General features: G+C 54.3%; 13 protein-coding genes. 8 read left to right on the top strand and 5 right to left on the bottom strand.

Annotation, left to right across the window (positions count from 1 at the left end; genetic code table 11):
* Positions 1–56 precede the first annotated feature (56 nt).
* From ACIGCM_RS01850 to ACIGCM_RS01860, 3 genes are all read left to right on the top strand, one after another.
* Positions 57–1,388 (top strand): deoxyguanosinetriphosphate triphosphohydrolase, encoded by a 1,332-nt coding sequence (locus tag ACIGCM_RS01850; RefSeq protein WP_397500336.1) that lies wholly within the window; start codon positions 57–59, stop codon positions 1,386–1,388.
* A gap of 3 nt (positions 1,389–1,391) precedes the next feature.
* Positions 1,392–2,456: an FUSC family protein gene (locus ACIGCM_RS01855; protein WP_397500337.1), complete on the top strand. Its 1,065-nt coding sequence runs from the start codon at positions 1,392–1,394 to the stop codon at positions 2,454–2,456.
* A gap of 87 nt (positions 2,457–2,543) precedes the next feature.
* Entirely contained in the window at positions 2,544–5,501 is a 2,958-nt protein-coding gene (locus tag ACIGCM_RS01860) for an HD domain-containing phosphohydrolase (protein ID WP_397500338.1), read from the top strand.
* Between the two features lie 91 nt (positions 5,502–5,592).
* On the opposite strand, the gene ACIGCM_RS01865 is transcribed toward ACIGCM_RS01860, so the two are convergent.
* A complete protein-coding gene (locus ACIGCM_RS01865) occupies positions 5,593–5,934 on the bottom strand; it encodes a YggL family protein (RefSeq protein ID WP_397500339.1) in 342 nt (113 codons plus the stop codon).
* A gap of 243 nt (positions 5,935–6,177) precedes the next feature.
* On the opposite strand from ACIGCM_RS01865, the gene dacB reads away from it, so the two are divergent.
* The gene (gene dacB, locus ACIGCM_RS01870; protein ID WP_397500340.1) at positions 6,178–7,620 is read left to right on the top strand and encodes a D-alanyl-D-alanine carboxypeptidase/D-alanyl-D-alanine-endopeptidase; all 1,443 of its coding nucleotides are present in this window, start codon (positions 6,178–6,180) and stop codon (positions 7,618–7,620) included.
* 126 nt (positions 7,621–7,746) lie between these two features.
* Here the strand turns inward: dacB and rlmKL are convergent, their stop codons facing one another.
* Positions 7,747–9,993: a bifunctional 23S rRNA (guanine(2069)-N(7))-methyltransferase RlmK/23S rRNA (guanine(2445)-N(2))-methyltransferase RlmL gene (gene rlmKL, locus ACIGCM_RS01875; RefSeq protein WP_397500341.1), complete on the bottom strand. Its 2,247-nt coding sequence runs from the start codon at positions 9,991–9,993 to the stop codon at positions 7,747–7,749.
* Positions 9,994–10,420: 427 nt separating this feature from the next.
* On the opposite strand from rlmKL, the gene rmf reads away from it, so the two are divergent.
* Positions 10,421–10,636, top strand: coding sequence for a ribosome modulation factor (gene rmf, locus ACIGCM_RS01880; RefSeq protein WP_010483083.1), 216 nt, complete (start codon positions 10,421–10,423; stop codon positions 10,634–10,636).
* Positions 10,637–10,726: 90 nt separating this feature from the next.
* On the opposite strand, the gene ACIGCM_RS01885 is transcribed toward rmf, so the two are convergent.
* Both ACIGCM_RS01885 and ACIGCM_RS01890 read right to left on the bottom strand, forming a co-directional pair.
* Entirely contained in the window at positions 10,727–11,755 is a 1,029-nt protein-coding gene (locus ACIGCM_RS01885; RefSeq protein ID WP_397500342.1) for a quinone-dependent dihydroorotate dehydrogenase, read from the bottom strand.
* Positions 11,756–11,877: 122 nt separating this feature from the next.
* Positions 11,878–12,099 carry a DUF2835 domain-containing protein gene (locus tag ACIGCM_RS01890; protein ID WP_397500343.1) on the bottom strand — a complete coding sequence of 74 codons (222 nt, stop codon included), beginning with the start codon at positions 12,097–12,099 and terminating at the stop codon, positions 11,878–11,880.
* Positions 12,100–12,247: 148 nt separating this feature from the next.
* Between ACIGCM_RS01890 and ACIGCM_RS01895 the strand changes: the two genes are divergently transcribed.
* The gene (locus ACIGCM_RS01895; RefSeq protein WP_397500344.1) at positions 12,248–13,126 is read left to right on the top strand and encodes a DUF6685 family protein; all 879 of its coding nucleotides are present in this window, start codon (positions 12,248–12,250) and stop codon (positions 13,124–13,126) included.
* 33 nt (positions 13,127–13,159) lie between these two features.
* Positions 13,160–13,456: a hypothetical protein gene (locus ACIGCM_RS01900; protein ID WP_397500345.1), complete on the top strand. Its 297-nt coding sequence runs from the start codon at positions 13,160–13,162 to the stop codon at positions 13,454–13,456.
* A gap of 67 nt (positions 13,457–13,523) precedes the next feature.
* Here the strand turns inward: ACIGCM_RS01900 and ACIGCM_RS01905 are convergent, their stop codons facing one another.
* Positions 13,524–18,374 carry an NAD-glutamate dehydrogenase gene (locus ACIGCM_RS01905; protein ID WP_397500346.1) on the bottom strand — a complete coding sequence of 1,617 codons (4,851 nt, stop codon included), beginning with the start codon at positions 18,372–18,374 and terminating at the stop codon, positions 13,524–13,526.
* 699 nt (positions 18,375–19,073) lie between these two features.
* Between ACIGCM_RS01905 and ACIGCM_RS01910 the strand changes: the two genes are divergently transcribed.
* On the top strand, positions 19,074–20,060 hold the full coding sequence (locus ACIGCM_RS01910) for an AAA family ATPase (protein ID WP_397500347.1): 987 nt from the start codon (positions 19,074–19,076) through the stop codon (positions 20,058–20,060).
* Position 20,061 lies beyond the last annotated feature (1 nt).

The raw sequence follows: 20,061 nt of genomic DNA on the forward strand, positions 1-20,061 counted from the left end.
CGGGCGCTCTAACCCTGAAGCTAGGGATATTAGCCACGTAACGGCGAGGAGCAGCCTTGGACTGGCAGACACTTTTAAATCGCGAGCGACTGGGAAAACCTTCCCACAGCGCTGAAGAGCTGGGCCGCAGCCCGTTCCATAAAGATCACGATCGAATTATTTTTTCAGGCGCGTTTCGCCGTCTTGGTCGAAAAACCCAGGTCCATCCGGTTTCCAGCAACGATCATATTCACACACGCCTGACCCACTCACTGGAAGTCAGCTGTGTTGGCCGTTCCTTGGGGATGCGGGTGGCAGAGATGATCCGCGACAAATTGCCGGACTGGTGCGAGCCCAGCGATTTAGGCATGGTCGTTCAATCCGCCTGCTTGGCGCATGACATCGGTAACCCGCCGTTTGGGCACTCGGGTGAAGACGCCATTCGTCATTGGTTTCAACAAGCAGCAGGACGCGGTTGGCTTGACTCAATGAGTGAGGTAGAGCGCAGCGACTTCCTGAGCTTTGAAGGCAATGCGCAAGGTTTCAGGGTGCTCACCCAGCTCGAATACCATCAGTTCGACGGCGGTACCCGACTGACCTATGCAACCCTGGGTACTTATTTGAAGTACCCGTGGACGGCACGACACGCCGAAGCGCAGGGCTACAAGAAACATAAGTTCGGCTGCTACCAGAGCGAATTGCCAATACTCGAACAAATCGCCAGCAAACTCGGGCTACCACAACTTGAAGAGCAACGTTGGGCGCGTCATCCACTGGTGTATCTGATGGAAGCTGCAGATGACATCTGCTATGGCTTGATTGACCTTGAAGATGGCCTGGAAATGGAGTTGCTTGAATACAGCGAAGTTGAAGCGGTGTTACTTGATCTGGTTGGCGATGACCTACCGCAGACTTACCGACAACTTGGCCCAAACGACTCACGTCGGCGCAAATTAGCGATTCTGCGTGGCAAAGCTATCGAACACCTTACAAATGCCGCCGCACATGCCTTTGTGGAACAACATGACGCACTACTTGCGGGCACCTTGCAGGGCGACCTTGTCGAGCATATGCATGGTCCGGCCAAACGCTGCGTGCAGAGTGCAAAAAACATGGCGCGCAAAAAAATCTTTCAGGACAAACGCAAAACCCTGCATGAAATCGGCGCTTACACCACACTCGAAATCCTGCTCAATGCCTTTTGTGGTGCGGCTCTGGAACAACACGGAGGACGCACACCCTCATTCAAGCATCGACGCATCCTCGATTTGCTTGGCAACAACGCACCTGACCCGAATGGACCGCTGTATCTATCCTTTTTACGCATGATCGACTTTATCGGCGGCATGACTGACAGCTATGCTACTGAAATGGCCCGTGAGATGACGGGTCGCTCAAGCCCGGTGTAATGCATGGATAATCAACACAGATCAGCCTACCTGAGGCTTACAGGGCCACCCACCATAGGGCCTGCGATAATCGCAGGGATTGGCTGTGCACTGCCTCTGTTACTGGGGTTATTTAGCGCCCATCCCGGATTCTTGTGGGCATCCGCGGGAGCCTTTCAGGCGGCGCAAATCAACCCGCTTCACCGCTTGGGTATGTTGCGCATGCTGTTGATCATTTTCCTGGGAGCGCTCTGTGCTGGCTGGGGATTTTGGGCAGCGGCTTATCCTGGGCTCAGTTTTGCCATGTTTGCCGCATTTGGTTTCATCCTGGCTTGGTTACAGCGCTTCGGCACTGAAGCAGGAAAACTCGGAGCGGGCCTGGCTGTGTGCATGTGCCTGGGCCAAGGTGAAACCGCGGGCAGCCACCTAAGCAATCCCTATGCAATCGCCATGTTATTTATTCTTGGCGGTCTGTGGGTCACCCTCCTCGCCTTTGGCCTGCGTGGGGTGCATGGTTTACGCATGTGGCCACAAGCACCACGTGTGGTGAGTATTTTCAAGGTACTCAAACGCTACGCCAAGCGCCTGCCAGAACAACGCTGGCGCCTGCATGCCCTGCGCTGCACACTCGCCTTTGGTCTCGCAGGTTTGCTGGTTAGCCTGGAAAATCTGCCCCATGGCTACTGGTTGACCATGATCGTTATTGGCACCTTGCCCCTTGAGTTATCAAGCAGCTTCAAGCGCTTGTTGATACCGCATATGATCAGCCTGGCGCTCGCAGCGGTGATGATTGCCATCGGCTACAGCCTGCAAGACCCGGTGGTTATGGTCGGAGGGACATTATCCTTAATTTTTATCTGCCGGACGTTCCAAGCTCACCACTATGGGCTGTATGTGCTGCAACTTCTGGTCTGCTTTATGGTGCTGGTTGAAAGCCTGTCGCTGGACTGGCAACTGGCCCCGCAACGGCTGTTCAATAGCTTGTTTGGAGTGGCTATTTCGCTAGGCGTGGCTATCCTGATTTACAGCCTGAACCAAGGCCTTATGAAGGTGAAAAACAAGACTGCAGCACATTTGCGAAAGTCTTGATAAATAACTACAGAATCTATTAGCGCATAGACGATAGTTCACTATGCTTTCAATCTGCCATCATTGCAGTTAAGGGAGCAACTCTGCATGACCGTCAGTGAACTAACCGGAAATAGACGCTTTCCACTCCACGTCCACATCAGTTTCTTATTTACCTTGTTACTGCTCAGTACCGGGATTGTGCTGGGCATTTTTAACTACCAGCAAACCAGCCGAATTATTCTTTCCAGCAGTCATCAATTGTTCGAGCGTATTAGCGACCAAGTTAATCGCGACCTCAAAGAAACCTACCTCCCTGTCGACAACCTACTCAACTTACTCGCGCTTGATGAGCGCAACATGGGTGAGACGCGAGACTCACGCCTGTCGATGTTGCCAGTCTTTGCACAAGCCCTGCGTGATCACCCAAAACTGGCATCACTCTACTTAGGTTATACCGACGGCGACTTCTTCATGGTGCGCCCGCTGCGCACTGAGAAACTCAAGAAAACATTTAATGCGCCAGCCAATGCCGCATTCCAAGTCTGGAGTATTGAGCGCAATACCGGCGATACAACCAAGGCCGAACACCTCTACTACGATGCCAAGCTTAATTACCTGGGCAGCAGCCCTATTACCGACGAATCCTACGATGCACGTACTCGCCAATGGTTCGAAGAAGCAATCAACAGCACTGCGCTGTATACCACCGAACCTTATGTGTTTTTCTCATCTGGCGATGTAGGCACCACCGTTTCGCGAGCCAGCATGAAGCGCAGCGTGCTCGGCGCTGACATCACCTTGGCTGACCTTTCGCAAACCTTAGCCAACCACAAGATAACGCCATCAACCGAAGTTGCTCTATACAGCCCCGACGGCTCGGCGGTGGCTTATCCAGACATCACAAAACTCATCATCGGCCATGACAATGCCCACTTGGCCAATGTTGCAGAGCTCAGTCCACTGCTGGCTCAACTCAGCAAGAAAGACCCCGACGGCTTACTCAAGGGGACCATTGCACTCAACGACCGCAGCTGGTTGGTCTCGCAAATCAAACTGGATATGGGGGGCCCCAAGGGTCTTCGCTTAGCCATTTTGGCACCCGAAGATGAACTCTTGGCCGACGCCTATAGAATGCGCTGGATCAGCGCAGTGATCACCCTGGGGATACTGTTGCTGTGCATCCCGCTCGGCTGGGCACTTTCACGCTTACTGGTCAAACCACTACGCGGATTGGTAAATGATGCAGAAGCGATCCGCCGTTTCGACTTTAAATACCCGGCCAGCGGCAGCTCGCCCGTACTCGAAATCGATCTACTGGCCGTGGCCATGGCCCGGATGAAAGAAACCATTTTCAGCTTTCTTGAAATCACTGCCAGCCTCTCGGCTGAAACCCGTTTTGAATCCCTGCTGGAGCGCGTACTTGAAGAAACTGCGGGAATCAGCCAGGCCCATGCAGGCTTAATCTACCTACTCGACGCCGACGGTCAGCGCCTCGAAGCCAAGGGCTTGTACCTGGATGGCCCAGCCGTGACCCTTGAAGATCTGCAAATCAATAGCTTTGCAATCGACGATGGGGCGATGCCAGTGTGGCTCAAACGACCGGTCAATGGCGGTGCCAGCAGCATTGCCTCGATCGGCTTTGACCAAGCGGGTGATTACCAAAACCTGCTACACGCCATGAACTCGCCACGGGCGCACATGGTTGCTACCGGACTGCATAATCGTCAGGGCGATACAGTAGGCGTATTGGTACTGCTGCATAAGGACAGCGGCACCGAAGCAGATACGCCCTTCCAAAGTCCTGCCCGTGTGGCGTTTGTCGAAGCCGTCTCGGGCGTTGCTGCGCTGTGCATTGAAAGCCAACGCCTGTTAAACCGACAAAAACAACTGCTCGATGCCTTTATTCAACTCATAGCCGGGGCAATCGACGCCAAGAGCCCTTATACGGGCGGCCACTGCCAACGTGTGCCAGAACTCACCATGATGCTGGCTAAAGCTGCAGCCAAAAACAAAGCACCGGCATTTCGCGATTACCAGCCCAACGAAGACGAATGGGAAGCCCTGCATATTGCTGCCTGGCTACATGACTGCGGTAAAGTTACCACCCCCGAGTATGTGGTTGATAAAGCCACCAAACTGGAAACCCTTTACGACCGCATCCATGAAATCCGAACCCGATTCGAGATTCTCAAGCGCGATGCATGGATCAACTATTGGCAAGCACGTGCACAGGGCGGTGACGATAACGCCCTGATAGCCATTCGCGACCGATTGCTGGCTGAACTTGATGATGACTTTGACTTTGTCGCTCGCACCAACCTAGGTGGCGAAGCAATGGCCGAAGCCGATATTGAGCGCCTGCAACGCATCGGCGAGCGTCAATGGTTGCGTACCTTGGACAACCGCCTCGGCCTCTCATGGGAAGAAGCCAAGCGCATGCAAAGCAGCCCTGCGCCAGAGTTGCCGGTGATGGAGAACTTGCTTGCGGACCAACCCCAGCACTTGGTCGAGCGTGCGGCCAGTGAATTGATCGCGCCAGACAATCGCTGGGGCTTCAAGCTGGAAGTACCGCACTACAAGTTCAACCGTGGCGAACTCCACAACCTGAGCATTACCCGCGGCACCTTGACGGCTGAAGAGCGCTACATCATCAACCACCATATCGTCCAAACCATTCTCATGCTTGACCACCTGCCTTTCCCAAGCCACCTGAAAAACGTCGCAGAAATCGCTGGCGGGCATCACGAAAAAATGGACGGTAGCGGCTACCCCAAACGTTTGCGTCGTGAAGAGATGAGCCTTCCGGCAAGAATGATGGCCATTGCAGATATTTTTGAAGCACTGACTGCCGTCGACCGCCCCTACAAAAAAGGCAAATCCCTGTCAGAGGCAGTGGGCATCATGGCTGGCATGTGCAAAGGGGCTCATATCGATCCCGACTTATTCGGCCTGTTTATCCACAGTCAGATATACAAACGCTATGCCGAGCGCTTTATGCTGCCTGAGCAAATCGATGAGGTGGATGAAGTACAGGTACTGACTAAAGCTGGCATTGCTGTTTAGGCGCTTCAGTTAAACGGCCGGGAGGCCGTCTAACTGACACGTACCGCAATCAACGGCTGACCACGCATTGCGCGTGATTAGCTAAAGGGCATTAGGCCTTGTTGATTGGGGTTTCCGGGTACCATACGTCGAGCAGTGGGCTGACGCTGAAATCAGTCAGCTCATCACGGCCTTTCAGCCATGCTTCAACCTTGGCACGCTGCTCTTCACTGACTGAGCCACGCTCATCAAGGCAAACCAGACCGTAGTCATCGCCGCCAACATAACCAAGCCCATTAGCTTCCATTGCCTGGCTAAGAAACTGATCGAGGAAAGCGTCAATGACTTCTTCGGTCAAATCGTCTTTCAAGTTCAGGTTGAGCTCAAAACCCAGCTCCTGAAATTCATCTACGCAGAGTTTTTTGCGCAGGCGGCGGGAACGATTAGTAGCCATGAAACAATCCTCAAAAGTGATATCGCCGCGCATTTTAGCAGTTTCAGGCCATTTATGCCCGAAACTCTGCAGCGCATTGAATACTAGGCTTACCTTAAACCATTATATTCGTGTGCTGACTCGATCACACATTTCGCACAAACCCAAGCATGCGGCATAATGTGTCATGCATGAAACATAGACCCTAGCGCTCTATCGCACATAAAAAGCCACCATTCAAGCTACGCCCAGGGGGCGTAAATCATGATCAAACAACTGCGCCAGTTAGCCATTGTCAGTTTGTTATTACCTCTTTCTTTACCACTCTATGCCGCCGTCAACGCCACTATTCCAGCCAAAGTTGAACAGGCGCTGAAAACCAACAAAGTCAGTACAAAGTCACTTTCATTAGTCACCATTCCGCTAAATGGCCCAGGCAACACCACTTATTACAACGCTGACGTCTCGGTCAATCCTGCCTCAACCATGAAGTTGATCACGACCTTTGCTGCCTTGGAACTGCTCGGCCCCAATTACCAATGGGCAACCAGTTTTTACACAGACGGCACCTTGAGCAACGGCGTGCTCAAGGGCAATTTATATTTCAAAGGCGGCGGTGACCCGAAGATGAACATGGAGAAGCTGTGGCTGCTTCTGCGTGATCTCCGGGCCAATGGCGTCACCCACATTACCGGCGACCTGGTACTGGACCGCAGCTATTTCATTCAGCCGCAACTGCCACAGTTCAACGATGATTCAGGCAATAGCTACAAGCCCTACCTGGTGGCACCAGATGCGCTGCTAATCAATTTCAAAGCACTGCGCTTCATCGCCCATTCTGAAAGCGGCCGGGTGCAGATCACCACTGAACCGCCGATTGCTAATGTGCGAGTAGAAAACCGCGTTACCGCCCTCAAGTCCGGCAAGTGCCCGTCATGGCGCGATGGCATTCACTTCATCCCCACCCCAAACGCAACAGGCTTCACGGTAACCGCCACCGGCAAGTTGGCTGACGGCTGCACCACCCAAAGCTACATCTCACTGCTCGACCAACCCAACTATGCAGCCGGAACAGTACGGGCACTGTGGAAGGAGCTCGGCGGCAGCATTGATGGCGTGGACCGCCAAGGGCCGGTACCCAGCAAAGCCCGACTGCTGAGCCGAGCCTACTCGCCTGATCTTGCAGAGATCATCCGTGATATCAACAAGTACAGTAACAACACCATGGCTCGCCAGTTGTTCCTGAGCATTGGCGCTAAATTTCGCACCAGCGCTGACCCTGATGATGCCAAAGCTGCGCAGCGGGTGATCCGTGCCTGGCTCGCCCGCAAAGGCATCACCGCGTCACAGTTGGTGATGGAGAACGGCTCCGGATTGTCCCGAGCTGAGCGCGTGAGCGCCCGTGAAATGGCGAGCATTTTACAAGCCGCCTGGAATAGCCCTTATGCCGCTGAGTTCATCAGTTCAATGCCACTGGCAGGCACAGACGGAACCATGCGCAAGCGCCTGCGTAATACGCCGATGGCCGGGCAAGCGCACATCAAGACCGGCACCTTGAACAACGTACGCGCAATTGCGGGCTTCAGCCGCGACAACAAAGGTAAAACCTGGGCAGTGGTGGCGATCATCAATGATCCAAAACCCTGGGGCGCCTCATCGGTGCTCGACCGTGTCTTGCTTGAGTTGCAAAAGCAGCCAGGGCGCTAAGCAGATCTAAACCCAAGGCTCGCTGACGCTGATGTCAGCGAGCAAAAACGCCGCAAATAACCAGGTTATTTGCGGCGTTTTTGCTTAACCGGCCTCGCAGTGGCTCAGCCGGTGATCAGGCTTACTTTAGCCGCGTGCCGTAATGCGCCAGGCCCGGTGGATCTTGCTATTGCGAGCAAAGTCCGGATCCAGGGTCGAGGCGGTTATTTCTTCAACGTTGTAGCGTGCAGTCAGCGTCTCATCGAGGACGAACTTACGGAAGTTATTGGAGAAATACAGCACGCCACCGCTGGCCAAACGGGCCATGGCCAAATCCAGCAAGGCTACATGATCGCGCTGAATATCAAAAATGCCTTCCATGCGCTTGGAGTTGGAGAATGTCGGCGGATCAATAAAGATCAGCTCATATTCATTGCGATCTTCCTCCAGCCAGGCCATGACATCGCCCTGCTCCAACTTGTTCTTGTCAGAGAAACCGTTGAGCGACAGGTTGCGCCGCGCCCAATCCAGATAAGTCTTCGACAAATCAACGCTGGTGGTGCTGCGTGCGCCACCTTTGGCAGCATGCACTGACGCCGTTGCGGTGTAGCAATACAGGTTCAGGAAACGCTTGCCGGCCGCCTCACGCTGAATGCGCAATCGCAATGGCCGGTGATCAAGAAACAAACCGGTGTCCAGATAATCTGTCAGGTTAACCAACAGCTTGACGTCGCCCTCGATCACTTCCATAAACTGACCTTGAGCATTCTGACGCTGGTACTGTTTGGTGCCGCTCTGACGCTCACGGCGCTTGATGATGACCTTGCTCTTGTCGACGTTCAGTGCCTGCGGGATCGCGGCCAAAGCATCAAAGAGTCGCGCCTGAGCCTTCTCAGGGTCGATAGAACGCGGCGCAGCATATTCCTGCACATGCACCCAATCACCATAGATATCGACGGCCAGCGCGTACTCAGGCATATCTGCATCGTACAAGCGATAGCACTCAACACCTTCCTTGCGCGCCCACTTACCCTGTTGCTTGAGGTTCTTCTGCAGGCGGTTAGCAAACATCTGCCCGCCCTCGCTTAAACGTGCCTGTTCTACAGGAGCCGGTGCCGGGGTCGCGGCCTTGGCGCTCTGCACAGGCGCAGCACTGCTGGCCAATTCGTTTTGCTCACGCTCGCGTTCGCGCTGCTCAGGGGTGCGTCGCTCCCCAGTGACAAACTGCTCGGGTTGCACTTTGATCAGCAACAACTTGCAGGGCAATGCGCCGTTCCAGAATGCATATTGCTTGTGGCTGCGAATACCCATGCGCTTGCCCAGATCAGGCGCGCCGGTGAATACCGCTGCTTCCCAGCCCATACAGGCTTGGCGCAAACGCTCGCCGAGATTCTGATAGAGATACAGCAAGCTGGCTTCGTCACCCAGACGCTCGCCATAAGGTGGGTTGCAGATGACCAAACCTTTCTGATTTTGATCAGGACGCGGCTCGAATGTCGCTACTTCGCCTTGATAAACCTTGATCCAGTGGCTTAAACCCGCACGATCGATGTTGTTCTTGGCTGGCTGAATCAAACGCGGATCGGCCTCGTAACCACGAATCCACAGGGGCGGCTTGGCCATCCCAATGTCCGCGCGCTCTTGCGCTTCAGCCTGCAATTTCTTCCAGATAGCCGGCACGTGGCCCAGCCACTGGCTAAAACCCCATTGCTCGCGAGTCAGGTTGGGTGCCACATCGGCCGCCATCATCGCCGCTTCAACGAGGAAAGTACCCACACCGCACATTGGGTCAGCGAGGGCACCGCCTTCGGCGGCAATGCGCGGCCAACCCGCACGGATCAACACCGCTGCGGCAAGGTTTTCCTTGAGCGGCGCAGCACCTTGCTGCAGACGATAACCGCGCTGATGCAAGCTGTGGCCCGACAGATCAAGCGACAAAATGGCTTCGCCGCGATCAAGACGCAGGTGAATACGCAGATCAGGATTGAGCTTATCAACCGACGGACGTGTACCGTCTTTTTGGCGCAGCTTGTCGACAATCGCATCCTTGACCTTGAGTGCGCCAAAGTGGGTGTTATCGATGCCTGAACCATTGCCACTGAACTCCACTGCCAGTGAGCCGCTGGGCTCCATGTGCTCGTACCAGTCAACCTCAAGCACGCCTTCGTACATGCTTTGGGCATCTTTGACGGGAAAGCGCTTAAGCACCAGCAACACCCGGTTAGCCAACCGAGACCACAAGCACAAACGGTATGCCGTCTCAATTTGAGCAAAACCGCGCACCGCAGACGTATGTTCACGCGCCTCTTCGAGGCCCAGTGTGCTGGCCTCTTCAAGGAGCAACCCTTCAAGACCTTTTGGGCATGTGAGGAAGAGTTCGTAACGATCCGACATGAGAATTTCCAGTGGCTAACGCCGTTAGTGGCAGGCAAGTAAATATGCACAACCAAAATAAGTGACAAAAAGTCTCAGCGCGACCCTTCGTCGGAATAGATAACAACTGCAATCGAGATTAGTTCGCGATGGCAAATTACCAGTAAAGCATCAGCAAAGCCCCGTACGGCCTGTGCTGAGTCAACACATAAATGGTTTGGCCGATAAGCCTTATGGCCATACCATCAAAACTGTTACGCCCTTATGACAAAACGATCATTCACATGGCTTCATGCATTGGTTAGAAATCTACCTAGGTTATCGCCGCAACGGCGACAACACAGGAGGCTCGCGACGCCGGCAGCGGACTCCATCGGCAGACCATTTCTGCCTGATCTCACCATGAGATCTTCAGGACATAACAGTCAACAAGTGAGGGCAACACCCTATGAGAAGACTTAAGCGTGATCCTTTAGAAAAAGCTTTTTTACGCGGCTATCAATACGGTATTCATGGTAAATCACGAGAGCTCTGTCCATTCACCCTTGCATCAGTTCGCCAAGCTTGGTTAAACGGCTGGCGAGAGGGCCGCGGAGACAACTGGGACGGTTTAACAGGCACTGCCGGTATCCATCGACTCAACGAACTTCATGCGGTTGGTTAACGCCAGGACATAACCGACTCACACAAGCACACCCTAATCGGGTGGCGGGCAATGCCCAAAGGGCTCCTTCAGGGAGCCCTTTTTAATGCTTCAGACTTTTTTCGGCAGGCCTGCAATTGCATCCACTGCCTCGCGAATCAATGCCGGGCCTTTGTAAATAAAGCCAGAGTAAATTTGTACCAAGCTGGCACCCGCCGCTATTTTTTCAGCAGCATGCTTGCCTTCGGTGATGCCACCAACGGCAATAATCGGCAAACGACCTGCCAACTCACTCGCCAGCACCTTAACGATATGCGTGCTTTGTTCGCGGACCGGCGCGCCAGACAGGCCGCCCATCTCATCAGCATGTTCAAGGCCTTTAACACCCTCACGTGAAAGTGTGGTGTTGGTTGCGATAACCGCATCCATGCCTGTCTCAATCAGTGCCTTGGCCACCTCTATGGTTTCTTCATCGGTCATGTCTGGGGCGATTTTGATCGCCAGTGGCACGCGCATGCCATGGACTTGGGCCAAGTCTTCCTGACGCTGGCGCAAGGCTTCAAGCAACTGCTTGAGCGAGTCACCGAACTGTAAACTGCGTAAACCAGGTGTATTAGGCGAGCTGACATTCACGGTGACGTAACTGGCGTGGCGGTAAACCTTATCCAAACAGATTAGATAATCATCAACCGCGCGCTCAACCGGGGTATCAAAGTTCTTGCCGATATTGATGCCAAGGACGCCTTTATACTTAGCGGCCTGCACGCGAGCCAGCAGGTGATCAACGCCATGGTTGTTGAAGCCCATGCGATTGATGATCCCTTCAGCCTTTGGCAGACGAAACAAACGCGGCTTTGGATTGCCCGGCTGTGGACGCGGCGTCACAGTGCCAATCTCAACAAAACCAAAACCCAGCTGGGCGAAGCCATCAATAGCATCGCCATTTTTATCCAGCCCGGCAGCCAACCCGACCGGGTTGGCAAACTGCAGCCCCATCACATTGACCGGCAAGCTAGTGGGTGCCTTGGTCACCAGGCCATTGAGACCCAAGCGGCCGCCTGAACCGATCAGGTCGATAGACAGTTCATGGGAGGTTTCAGCGGACAGCTTAAACAGCAGCTCGCGGGCCAAGTTATACATGGGCAGGCTCAGCTCGATTGGTCAGAGTTTGAAAGGCAGTGATTATACAGGCCATATGCACAGCTAGCGACCCAAAAACCTATGGCCCTGGCTGCGTGCCCGAGACCAGCAGACTGGGGCAGTCAGCTCAAACGACGTAAACTGAGTAACTTGCCGAGTTCATTGAATTCGATTTCAAATACACCATTAACCCCCAAGTGCGTAACAAAGGGGCGCAAGTGGTGAATCGGCAGATTTACGCTTCGCCCCTCACGGCTGATCAGCACCAAACGGCTCGCATCACCTTGGTAATACAACTGCAGCGATTGCCTGGATAATGCAATATCCAGTAGCAAGCTAGGCATGGAGGCTCCTTCTGATGGTTTTGACACCCACGCAGCGATGCGCACTTGAGCAGCAAATAAAAGCGAAAATTTTAGGCTGCAAACCCTGTGCAGCATGCTTGCCAGTCTGCCACACTGGCTTTGGCGCACACAGAGTATGTAATTGGCTATGAGCCCGCACGACCCAACCGGCACGATCAGCTCTCGCTTCACAGCCCTCGCTCAGCGATTGGGCTTGATCGGCCGTGGGCCACGACAAATTCTTGAGCGTGCCAGTGGCTTAAAACTTCCTTTTAGTGATATCCCCAAGCGCGAGTACACAATCAGCTGGGAGCAAGGTATTCCATGGCATTACCTGCTCGACCTGCCTAGAAGCGCCCTGTCGGGCCCTGTGCAAGAAGACAAAGCCCATGCTCGATCCATGTTACTCAAGGTGGTTAAAGTCGACCAGCAATCCCTAAGTGGATTCGACCTGCGCATGGTCGATGGCCTTGCGAACTGCCCGCCTAAACACGCCCTGCTAAAAAGCTTCGAAGAGTTAGCTGGCACTGATTACTGCCGCCAAGCGCGCATCATTAGCTACAAAGACTTCGTCAAAACCATCAGCCTCGCGCTGCCGCGCTTCCTCGCGGGCGAAACTATCAATCTGCAGCAAGCCAGTTGGCAGGGTGACCGCATATTCTGGGCCGACGACACCAATGGTGACGCATTTGCCAGCGCTATTGCCTATGCCAGACGCCGCGAACTGGAAGTCAATCTTCCTGCGCATATGACAAGCTATCGACTCAGCAGCGAAGGCGTGAGCGAACTGAACCAGCATTATCATACGCTGGCGATGCCCGCTGCGGCCTGGAGTGATCCAGCCTTTATGGCGCTGTTGCTCGAAATGCCCTATTCACGACTCGCCTTCAGTGGCCGATCTGGCGCGACCGAGATTCTTCTGCTCCCCAAGCAATCGCCTGAAGCCACCGCACTCGGCGAAGGCCTGCTGATCGCCGGCGCACCCAACGTTGCAGCTTACCTAAGCACGTTGAGCTCAAACGCATAGGCGCCCTATTTACCCCGAGCAACAGGTCTGCATATGAAGTTGCCCATAGCTATATTGACCTCATTAACGCTCTCAGCGGTTGCTCAAGCTTCAATCCCTGGACTCAACTACAGTTGCCCCGGCGCAATTGAAGTCCATGTGAACCAAGGCGGCTCGGTTTATATAAACGGCAAAGAGGCGGTACTGAAAACATTCAATGACAACTACTTCGAAGCCAAGGGTGGGGGCGTTACGATTTCGATATCGCGCACCCCCGATAACAGCATTGATGTCAGCTACACCGGCAACAAAGGGGTTAACGGCGTCTGCCAGCCCGCTGAAGCGCCATAGACTCACTAAGACTGCAGGAATAAAAAACCCCGCACGAAGCGGGGTTCCTTAATCACAGTTGCAAGCTTTAGTTGGTGTTACTGGTTTGCGCCAGATCCATCAACTCACGATTAGCCACTGCATACATGGCGTAATCGGTGGTCGTCGCGGCGCGCAATTCGGCCAACATAAACTTCCAACGCTCAACCATACGACGGTGCTCCTCGACCCAGACCTGTACCCGCGCCTCTATATCAGCAGGCGCCTCGGTCATTTGCAGCACCGATACAGTGATCGCACGCTGCTGCCAGTCGAGATCATCTCGAAAGGCTTCACGGGCCAGACCTTGCCAGTTATTTTCAACCGGCAAACCGTTAATTTGCTGCAAGTACCACGACAGCTCCAGGCTATCGCCAATGGCGAAATAAGCCTCGGCAACTCGAGCAGGATCTTGCCCGGTCACATCAGATGCCTCAATGATCGGCAACAAGGTGTAGAGCTGGCTAGTACCCGCAACCACACGCGCCAACACCTCTGGCACGCCTGCCTCAACATAAGCCTGGAAGCGAGCCAGCCATTGCTCACGCGCAGGCCCCTCAAGCAAGTCGTCCAAGCTCAGCGCCAAGGCTTCTACGCGCGGTGCAAAGTGGGCAACATCTCGGGCAGCATCTTGATCATTACGACGACTGCGCAGGAACCAGCGAGTCGCACGCCGGCCCAGACGCATCAGCTCATCCATCATCTGCAATTGCAATTCGGCCGGGACTTTGTGATCGAGCGCTTCGATCTGCTTCCACCAACGCGGCAGATGGAACACATCACGCACGATCACATAAGCGCCAGCCACATTGGCCGAGCTCATGCCAGTCGAGTCCTTCAAGCGCTGAACAAAGGTGATGCCCATGTGGTTGACCAAATCGTTGGCAAGCTGGGTGCTGACGATTTCGCGCTTGAGTCGGTGGCGACGCATGGACTCGCCAAACTTGTCGGCCAGCAACGCCGGGAATGCGCTCTCAATTTCGCGGGCCAGATAGTCGTCATCCGGCACTTTGGACAGCAACAGCGACTCGTTTAAGTCGATTTTGCTGTAGGAAATCAATACCGACAGTTCAGGACGCGTCAGCCCTAAGCCGTTGGCAGTACGCTCATTGAGCTCGTCATCAGACGGCAGGAACTCCAAGGCACGATCCAGCTTGCCGGCGGCTTCAAGCACCAACATCAAACGCTTGTACTCACCGACGTTTTCACGGGCGCGGCGCGCAGCCACAGACAGGGCTTGGGTCTGCTTGTAGTTGTTAGCCAACACCAGTGCACTTACAGCGTCGGTCATTTCGGCCAGCAGCTTGTTTCGCTGCTTGCCCGTCATGTCGCCTGCCATCACGGTTTCATTGAGCAAAATCTTGATATTCACTTCGTGGTCGGAACAATCCACCCCACCGGCGTTATCAATAAAGTCGGTATTGCTCGAACCGCCATGCAGACCAAACTCCACACGACCTAACTGAGTCATACCGAGGTTACCGCCCTCGCCTACGACCTGAGCGCGTAATTCGCGGCCATCCACACGCAGCACGTCGTTAGCTTTATCGCCAACATCCGCGTGGCTCTCTTTACTCGACTTGACGTATGTGCCGATACCGCCGTTCCAGATCAGATCAACTGGAGCCTTAAGCAATGCATTGAGCAGCTCAGTCGGCGCCAGCTTATCTTCGCTGATGTCGAAGCGCTCTTGCATCTCTGGGCTGATGGCGATGCTCTTGGCACTGCGCAGAAAAATGCCGCCGCCAGGCGAAATCAATGAGGTGTCGTAATCGGTCCAGCTTGAGCGCGGCAGGTCGAACATACGCCGGCGCTCAACGAAGCTTTTTGCAGTATCCGGGTTCGGGTCGATAAAGATATGCAGGTGGTTGAATGCCGCCACAACCTGCAACTTATCGGACAGCAACATGCCATTGCCGAATACGTCCCCGGCCATGTCACCAATACCAATCACAGTGGTTGGATCGGTCTGCACATCGATGCCGCGCTCACTAAAGTGACGCTGCACCGAAACCCATGCGCCTTTGGCGGTTATGCCCATGCCTTTATGGTCATACCCTGCCGAACCGCCCGAGGCAAAAGCGTCGCCCAGCCAGAAGTCATACTCGGCAGCGATGCCATTGGCGATATCAGAGAAGGTTGCGGTGCCTTTGTCGGCCGCAACAACCAGATACGGGTCATCCGGGTCATGGCGCACAACGTTAGCAGGCGGCACAACTTCGCCATCAATGAGGTTGTCGGTGATATCCAGCAAACCACTGATAAAGATGCGGTAGCAGGCAATGCCTTCGGCCTGTATGTCATCACGCGTACCATTGAGCGGCAGACGTCGCGGCACGAAACCACCTTTGGCACCGACCGGTACGATTACCGCATTCTTAACCTGCTGTGCCTTGACCAGGCCCAGCACTTCGGTGCGGTAGTCTTCCTCACGGTCGGACCAGCGCAGGCCTCCGCGCGCCACTTTGCCGACGCGCAGGTGAACACCTTCAACCCGTGGCGAATAGACGAAAATTTCAAACATTGGCACCGGCTTGGGAATTTCCGGCACAGCACGAGGATTGAGCTTAAAGCTGAAGTACGACTTGTTCTGACCGTTCGCGTCGGCCTGATAGAAGTTGGTGCGCAAGGTCGCCTTGATCAAATCAAGGTAGCGACGCAGGATACGGTCTTCGTTGAGCACCGCAACGTTGTCCAGCGCACCAATGATCGCCTGCTCAAGCTTTTGTTGCTTATCTTCTAGGTCATCAGCAGTGAGCTTGCGCGCCAAGTAGAAACGCGTACGGAACAGGCGCACCAACTCTTTGGCGATATCCGCGTGGTTGACCAGGGTTGCAGCTACATAGCTCAGCGAGAAGCCTAGACGTATCTGCTTTTGGTAGCGGGCATAGGCTCGCAGCAGCGCAACGTCACGCCATGGCATAGCCGCCGTCAATACCAGACGGTTGAATGCATCATTCTCGGCATTGCCGCTGACGATGTTGACGAAGGCATCTTGCAGGGTGTCGTTGAGCTGCTGGATATCAACATCCAGCCCCTCGGCATAGGTGAAGGCAAAGTCATGAATCCAGTACTCTTTGCCACCGTTTTGGAACAGGCGATACGGGAACTCACCAAGCACACGCAGGCCGAGATTTTCCAGAATCGGCAGCACATCAGAGAGCGGCAACGGCGTATCTGCATGGTAAAGCTTGCAGTGCAGCAGGTTGTCGCCCTGGGCCAGTGGCTGGTAGAAACTCATCACCAATGGACGCTCAGCACTCAAACTAAGCAGGTGCTGCATATCAACCACTGCAGAGTGCGGGGCAAAACGCTCGCGATAACCTGCGGGGAAGCCTTTAGGAAACTCGGCCAGCACGTTAGTGCCGTGCGCCTCGCCAAGGCTTTCAATCATCAAGCTGGCGTAATCGTCTTTCCATGAACGGCAGGCCTGAATCACTTCCTGCTCAAGCTGAGCCGGATCGATGGTTGATTTATTCTTCGGGTCGACCCGTAGAATAAACTGCACGCGCGCCAGTACCGACTCAGAGAAAAAGGTCCAGAATTCACAGTCAGTCGCGTTAAGACGCTCCATCAGCACTTGCTGAATTTTCAACCGAGTTTCGGTCGAGTACACATCCCGTGGCACATAGGCCAGGCAATAGCAGAAGCGGCCATAAGGATCACGGCGCAAAAATACGCGGATCTTGTTGCGCTCCTGGATCTGCACAATCGACATGGCTGTGCAAAACAGCTCGTCAACTGGCGTCTGGAACAGGTCATCACGCGGCAAGACTTCCAAAACCTGCGCCAGCTCTTTGCCTAAGTGCGCTTTACTGTCGAAGCCTGAGCGCCGTTCGATTTCGGTAATTTTGCGGCGAATATAGGGAATTTCCCACACGCTTTCGGAGTAGACCGCAGAGGTGTACAACCCCATAAAGCGATACTCTTTAACGACCTTGCCTTTGCTGTCCAACTCACGAATGGAGACAAAATCCGGGTACGCCGGACGGTGCACACGGCTTGGTACCGCCGCTTTCGCAAAGGACAGTAGCTTAGGCTCGCGCAAGTAGCTCACGGCCTCTTCTTCAATGTGCAATTCTTGGCTTTTCAGCCCCGTGCGCAAGCCCTTAGACAGGCCCAAGAGCGACTTCTCGTCGTACACTATCTGCCCGCCGCCTGGTACATCGGCAACGGTGAATTCCTCATAGCCAAGGAAGGTGAAGTTATTATCGAGCAGCCAGCTCATGAAGACTTTGATTTCTTCCAGCTCAGTTGGCTCAACCTTCAACTTGGTTTTACTCAACCAACCTAGGAGTTCCTGCGCCTTGGCTTTCATCGGCAAGAAGTCATCAACGCTGGCGCGAACTTCGGCAAATACTTCATGCAGTGATTTAGCCAGAGCCTGCATTTCTGCAGTGTTGGCACAACGGTCAATCTCCAGGAACATCAGTGCTTCTTGGGTGATATCAGAGCCGGTCGTGCCTTTGGGTACAATTTCCAGCAGCTCGCCCTTTTTATTGCGACGCACGTTGAACACGCTGTTCTGCAGGGTATGGATGTTATAGCCACGGCGGTTAAATTCCATGCGCACTGAGTCGACCAAAAATGGGATATCAGCGTGCAGAATTTCTACGGCGGTGTGGGTGGATTGCCAGCCGTGCTTTTCGTAGTCAGGGTTAAAGACACGAACCTGCGGCTGGCTGGGGTCAAAACGTTCAAGCAATCGCCAGGACGACAATGTGCAGCCGACCAGGTCAGACAATCGACGCTGGTTCAACTCATCAAGTGCGATAATTCCGAAAAATTGCTCAGCGAACAAGGCCATTTGTGGTAGCCCCTGCTCACCAACGTGCTGAGCCAACGCCGCTTGCAGTTGATGCTGAAAGTCGGCTTTGCTGGCCGCCGTAAAGAACGCCATGGCTTTTATGCTCCGTTTGGCTTGTAAAGTGACTAAGGCAGTATCAATAAAATTAAGTGCCCCAACTTAGTAACGTTAGTCTACGAAGTGCCTGTTGCATTACGGTGGCACCCCTTTATATCTGGCGACTGACGAGACTGGCGGGTCACATTTGCCACACCAGCTTACCGATGGAGCACCGCCAAGCGCTTGCCACGCTGCGACATTTTCTTTCACTAAGCCTGCGTGTTTTCCCATACAACGGTCACAAACAGCCCAACTGCAGGCCTTTTACGTATATTTCACACCACCATTGCTAGGCTGAGTGTGGACGCGCCCGACTTTGTCACTGCATATGTACCGGCAGGTAAGCTGCAATCAGCTTGAAGGGCGCGAATGCGGCGAAATGTCACTACACGCAAACGCAACTAGGGAGTAAAACTTTGACGCCCGCCATGAGCCCACGCGTGCAGCGCTATGGGCACAGTAAATTCACCGCTGAGCCTCGGCTTATCGTCTGGCAATCTCATAGGCGCTCAAATAGGCAAAACTTACTTCCGGTAACCGCTCGAATCACTCAAAATCAGCCGCTGTCGGCGAGCACACTTGTGCGATTATGCAGCCAGGGAGCGACCGTACTTTTAGCGGCCTCTACCAACTCGTTTTACGTGCGGTACGTTGAGCAAGCAGTGACACCTCAATTGGTACAGGATTGGTATTTTGGAAAACTCAGAAACCCCGAAAGGCCCGAATCACAGAGCTGCACTGAATGAACTGCGGCACTTTCTTTCCAGCCAGATCCTCGGCCAGGAAAAACTCGTTGAGCGTCTGCTGATTGCCCTCCTCGCCGATGGACACATGCTGGTTGAGGGCGCGCCTGGCTTGGCCAAGACCAAAGCCATTAAAGAACTCGCCGAAGGCATCGAGGCTGAGTTCCACCGTATTCAGTTCACCCCAGACCTGCTGCCTGCTGACATAACCGGCACCGAAATCTATCGACCGGAAACTGGCAGCTTTGTATTCCAGCAAGGGCCGATCTTCCACAATCTGGTCCTGGCTGACGAAATTAACCGCGCACCAGCCAAGGTCCAGTCGGCATTGCTTGAGGCCATGGCCGAACGCCAAGTCAGTGTGGGTCGCAGTACCTATGACTTATCGCCACTGTTTTTGGTAATGGCCACGCAGAACCCGATTGAGCAAGAAGGCACATACCCGCTGCCCGAGGCCCAGCTTGACCGTTTCCTGATGCACGTAAAAATTGGTTTTCCGGACGCAGCGGTTGAACGCAAGATTCTCCAACAGGCCCGCGGGGAAGCGCTTAACGGCGAGGCCAAACCCGAGCATCGCGTAAGCCAGCAGGCGATTTTCGCCGCACGCACCGAAATTCTCGGCCTGTATATGGCTGAAGCAGTAGAAGAATATCTGGTGCAATTGGTGATGGCGTCACGCACGCCAGGCAAATTTGACGCAGAACTGGCCGAGTGGATCGCTTACGGTGCCAGCCCGCGCGGCACCATTTCCCTTGATCGCTGTGCCCGTGCGCACGCTTGGCTGGCCGGTCGCGATTTCGTCAGCCCAGAGGATGTACAGGCTGTGCTGTTTGATGTGTTGCGCCACCGTATCATTCTGTCGTTTGAGGCAGAGGCGAGCGGTATTGATCAGGATCGCGTAATCCAGCGCATTCTCGATGTAGTGGCAGTCGCCTGAC

The sequence above is a fragment of the Pseudomonas sp. NPDC078700 genome, assembly GCF_044542375.1.
Classification (GTDB): domain Bacteria; phylum Pseudomonadota; class Gammaproteobacteria; order Pseudomonadales; family Pseudomonadaceae; genus Aquipseudomonas.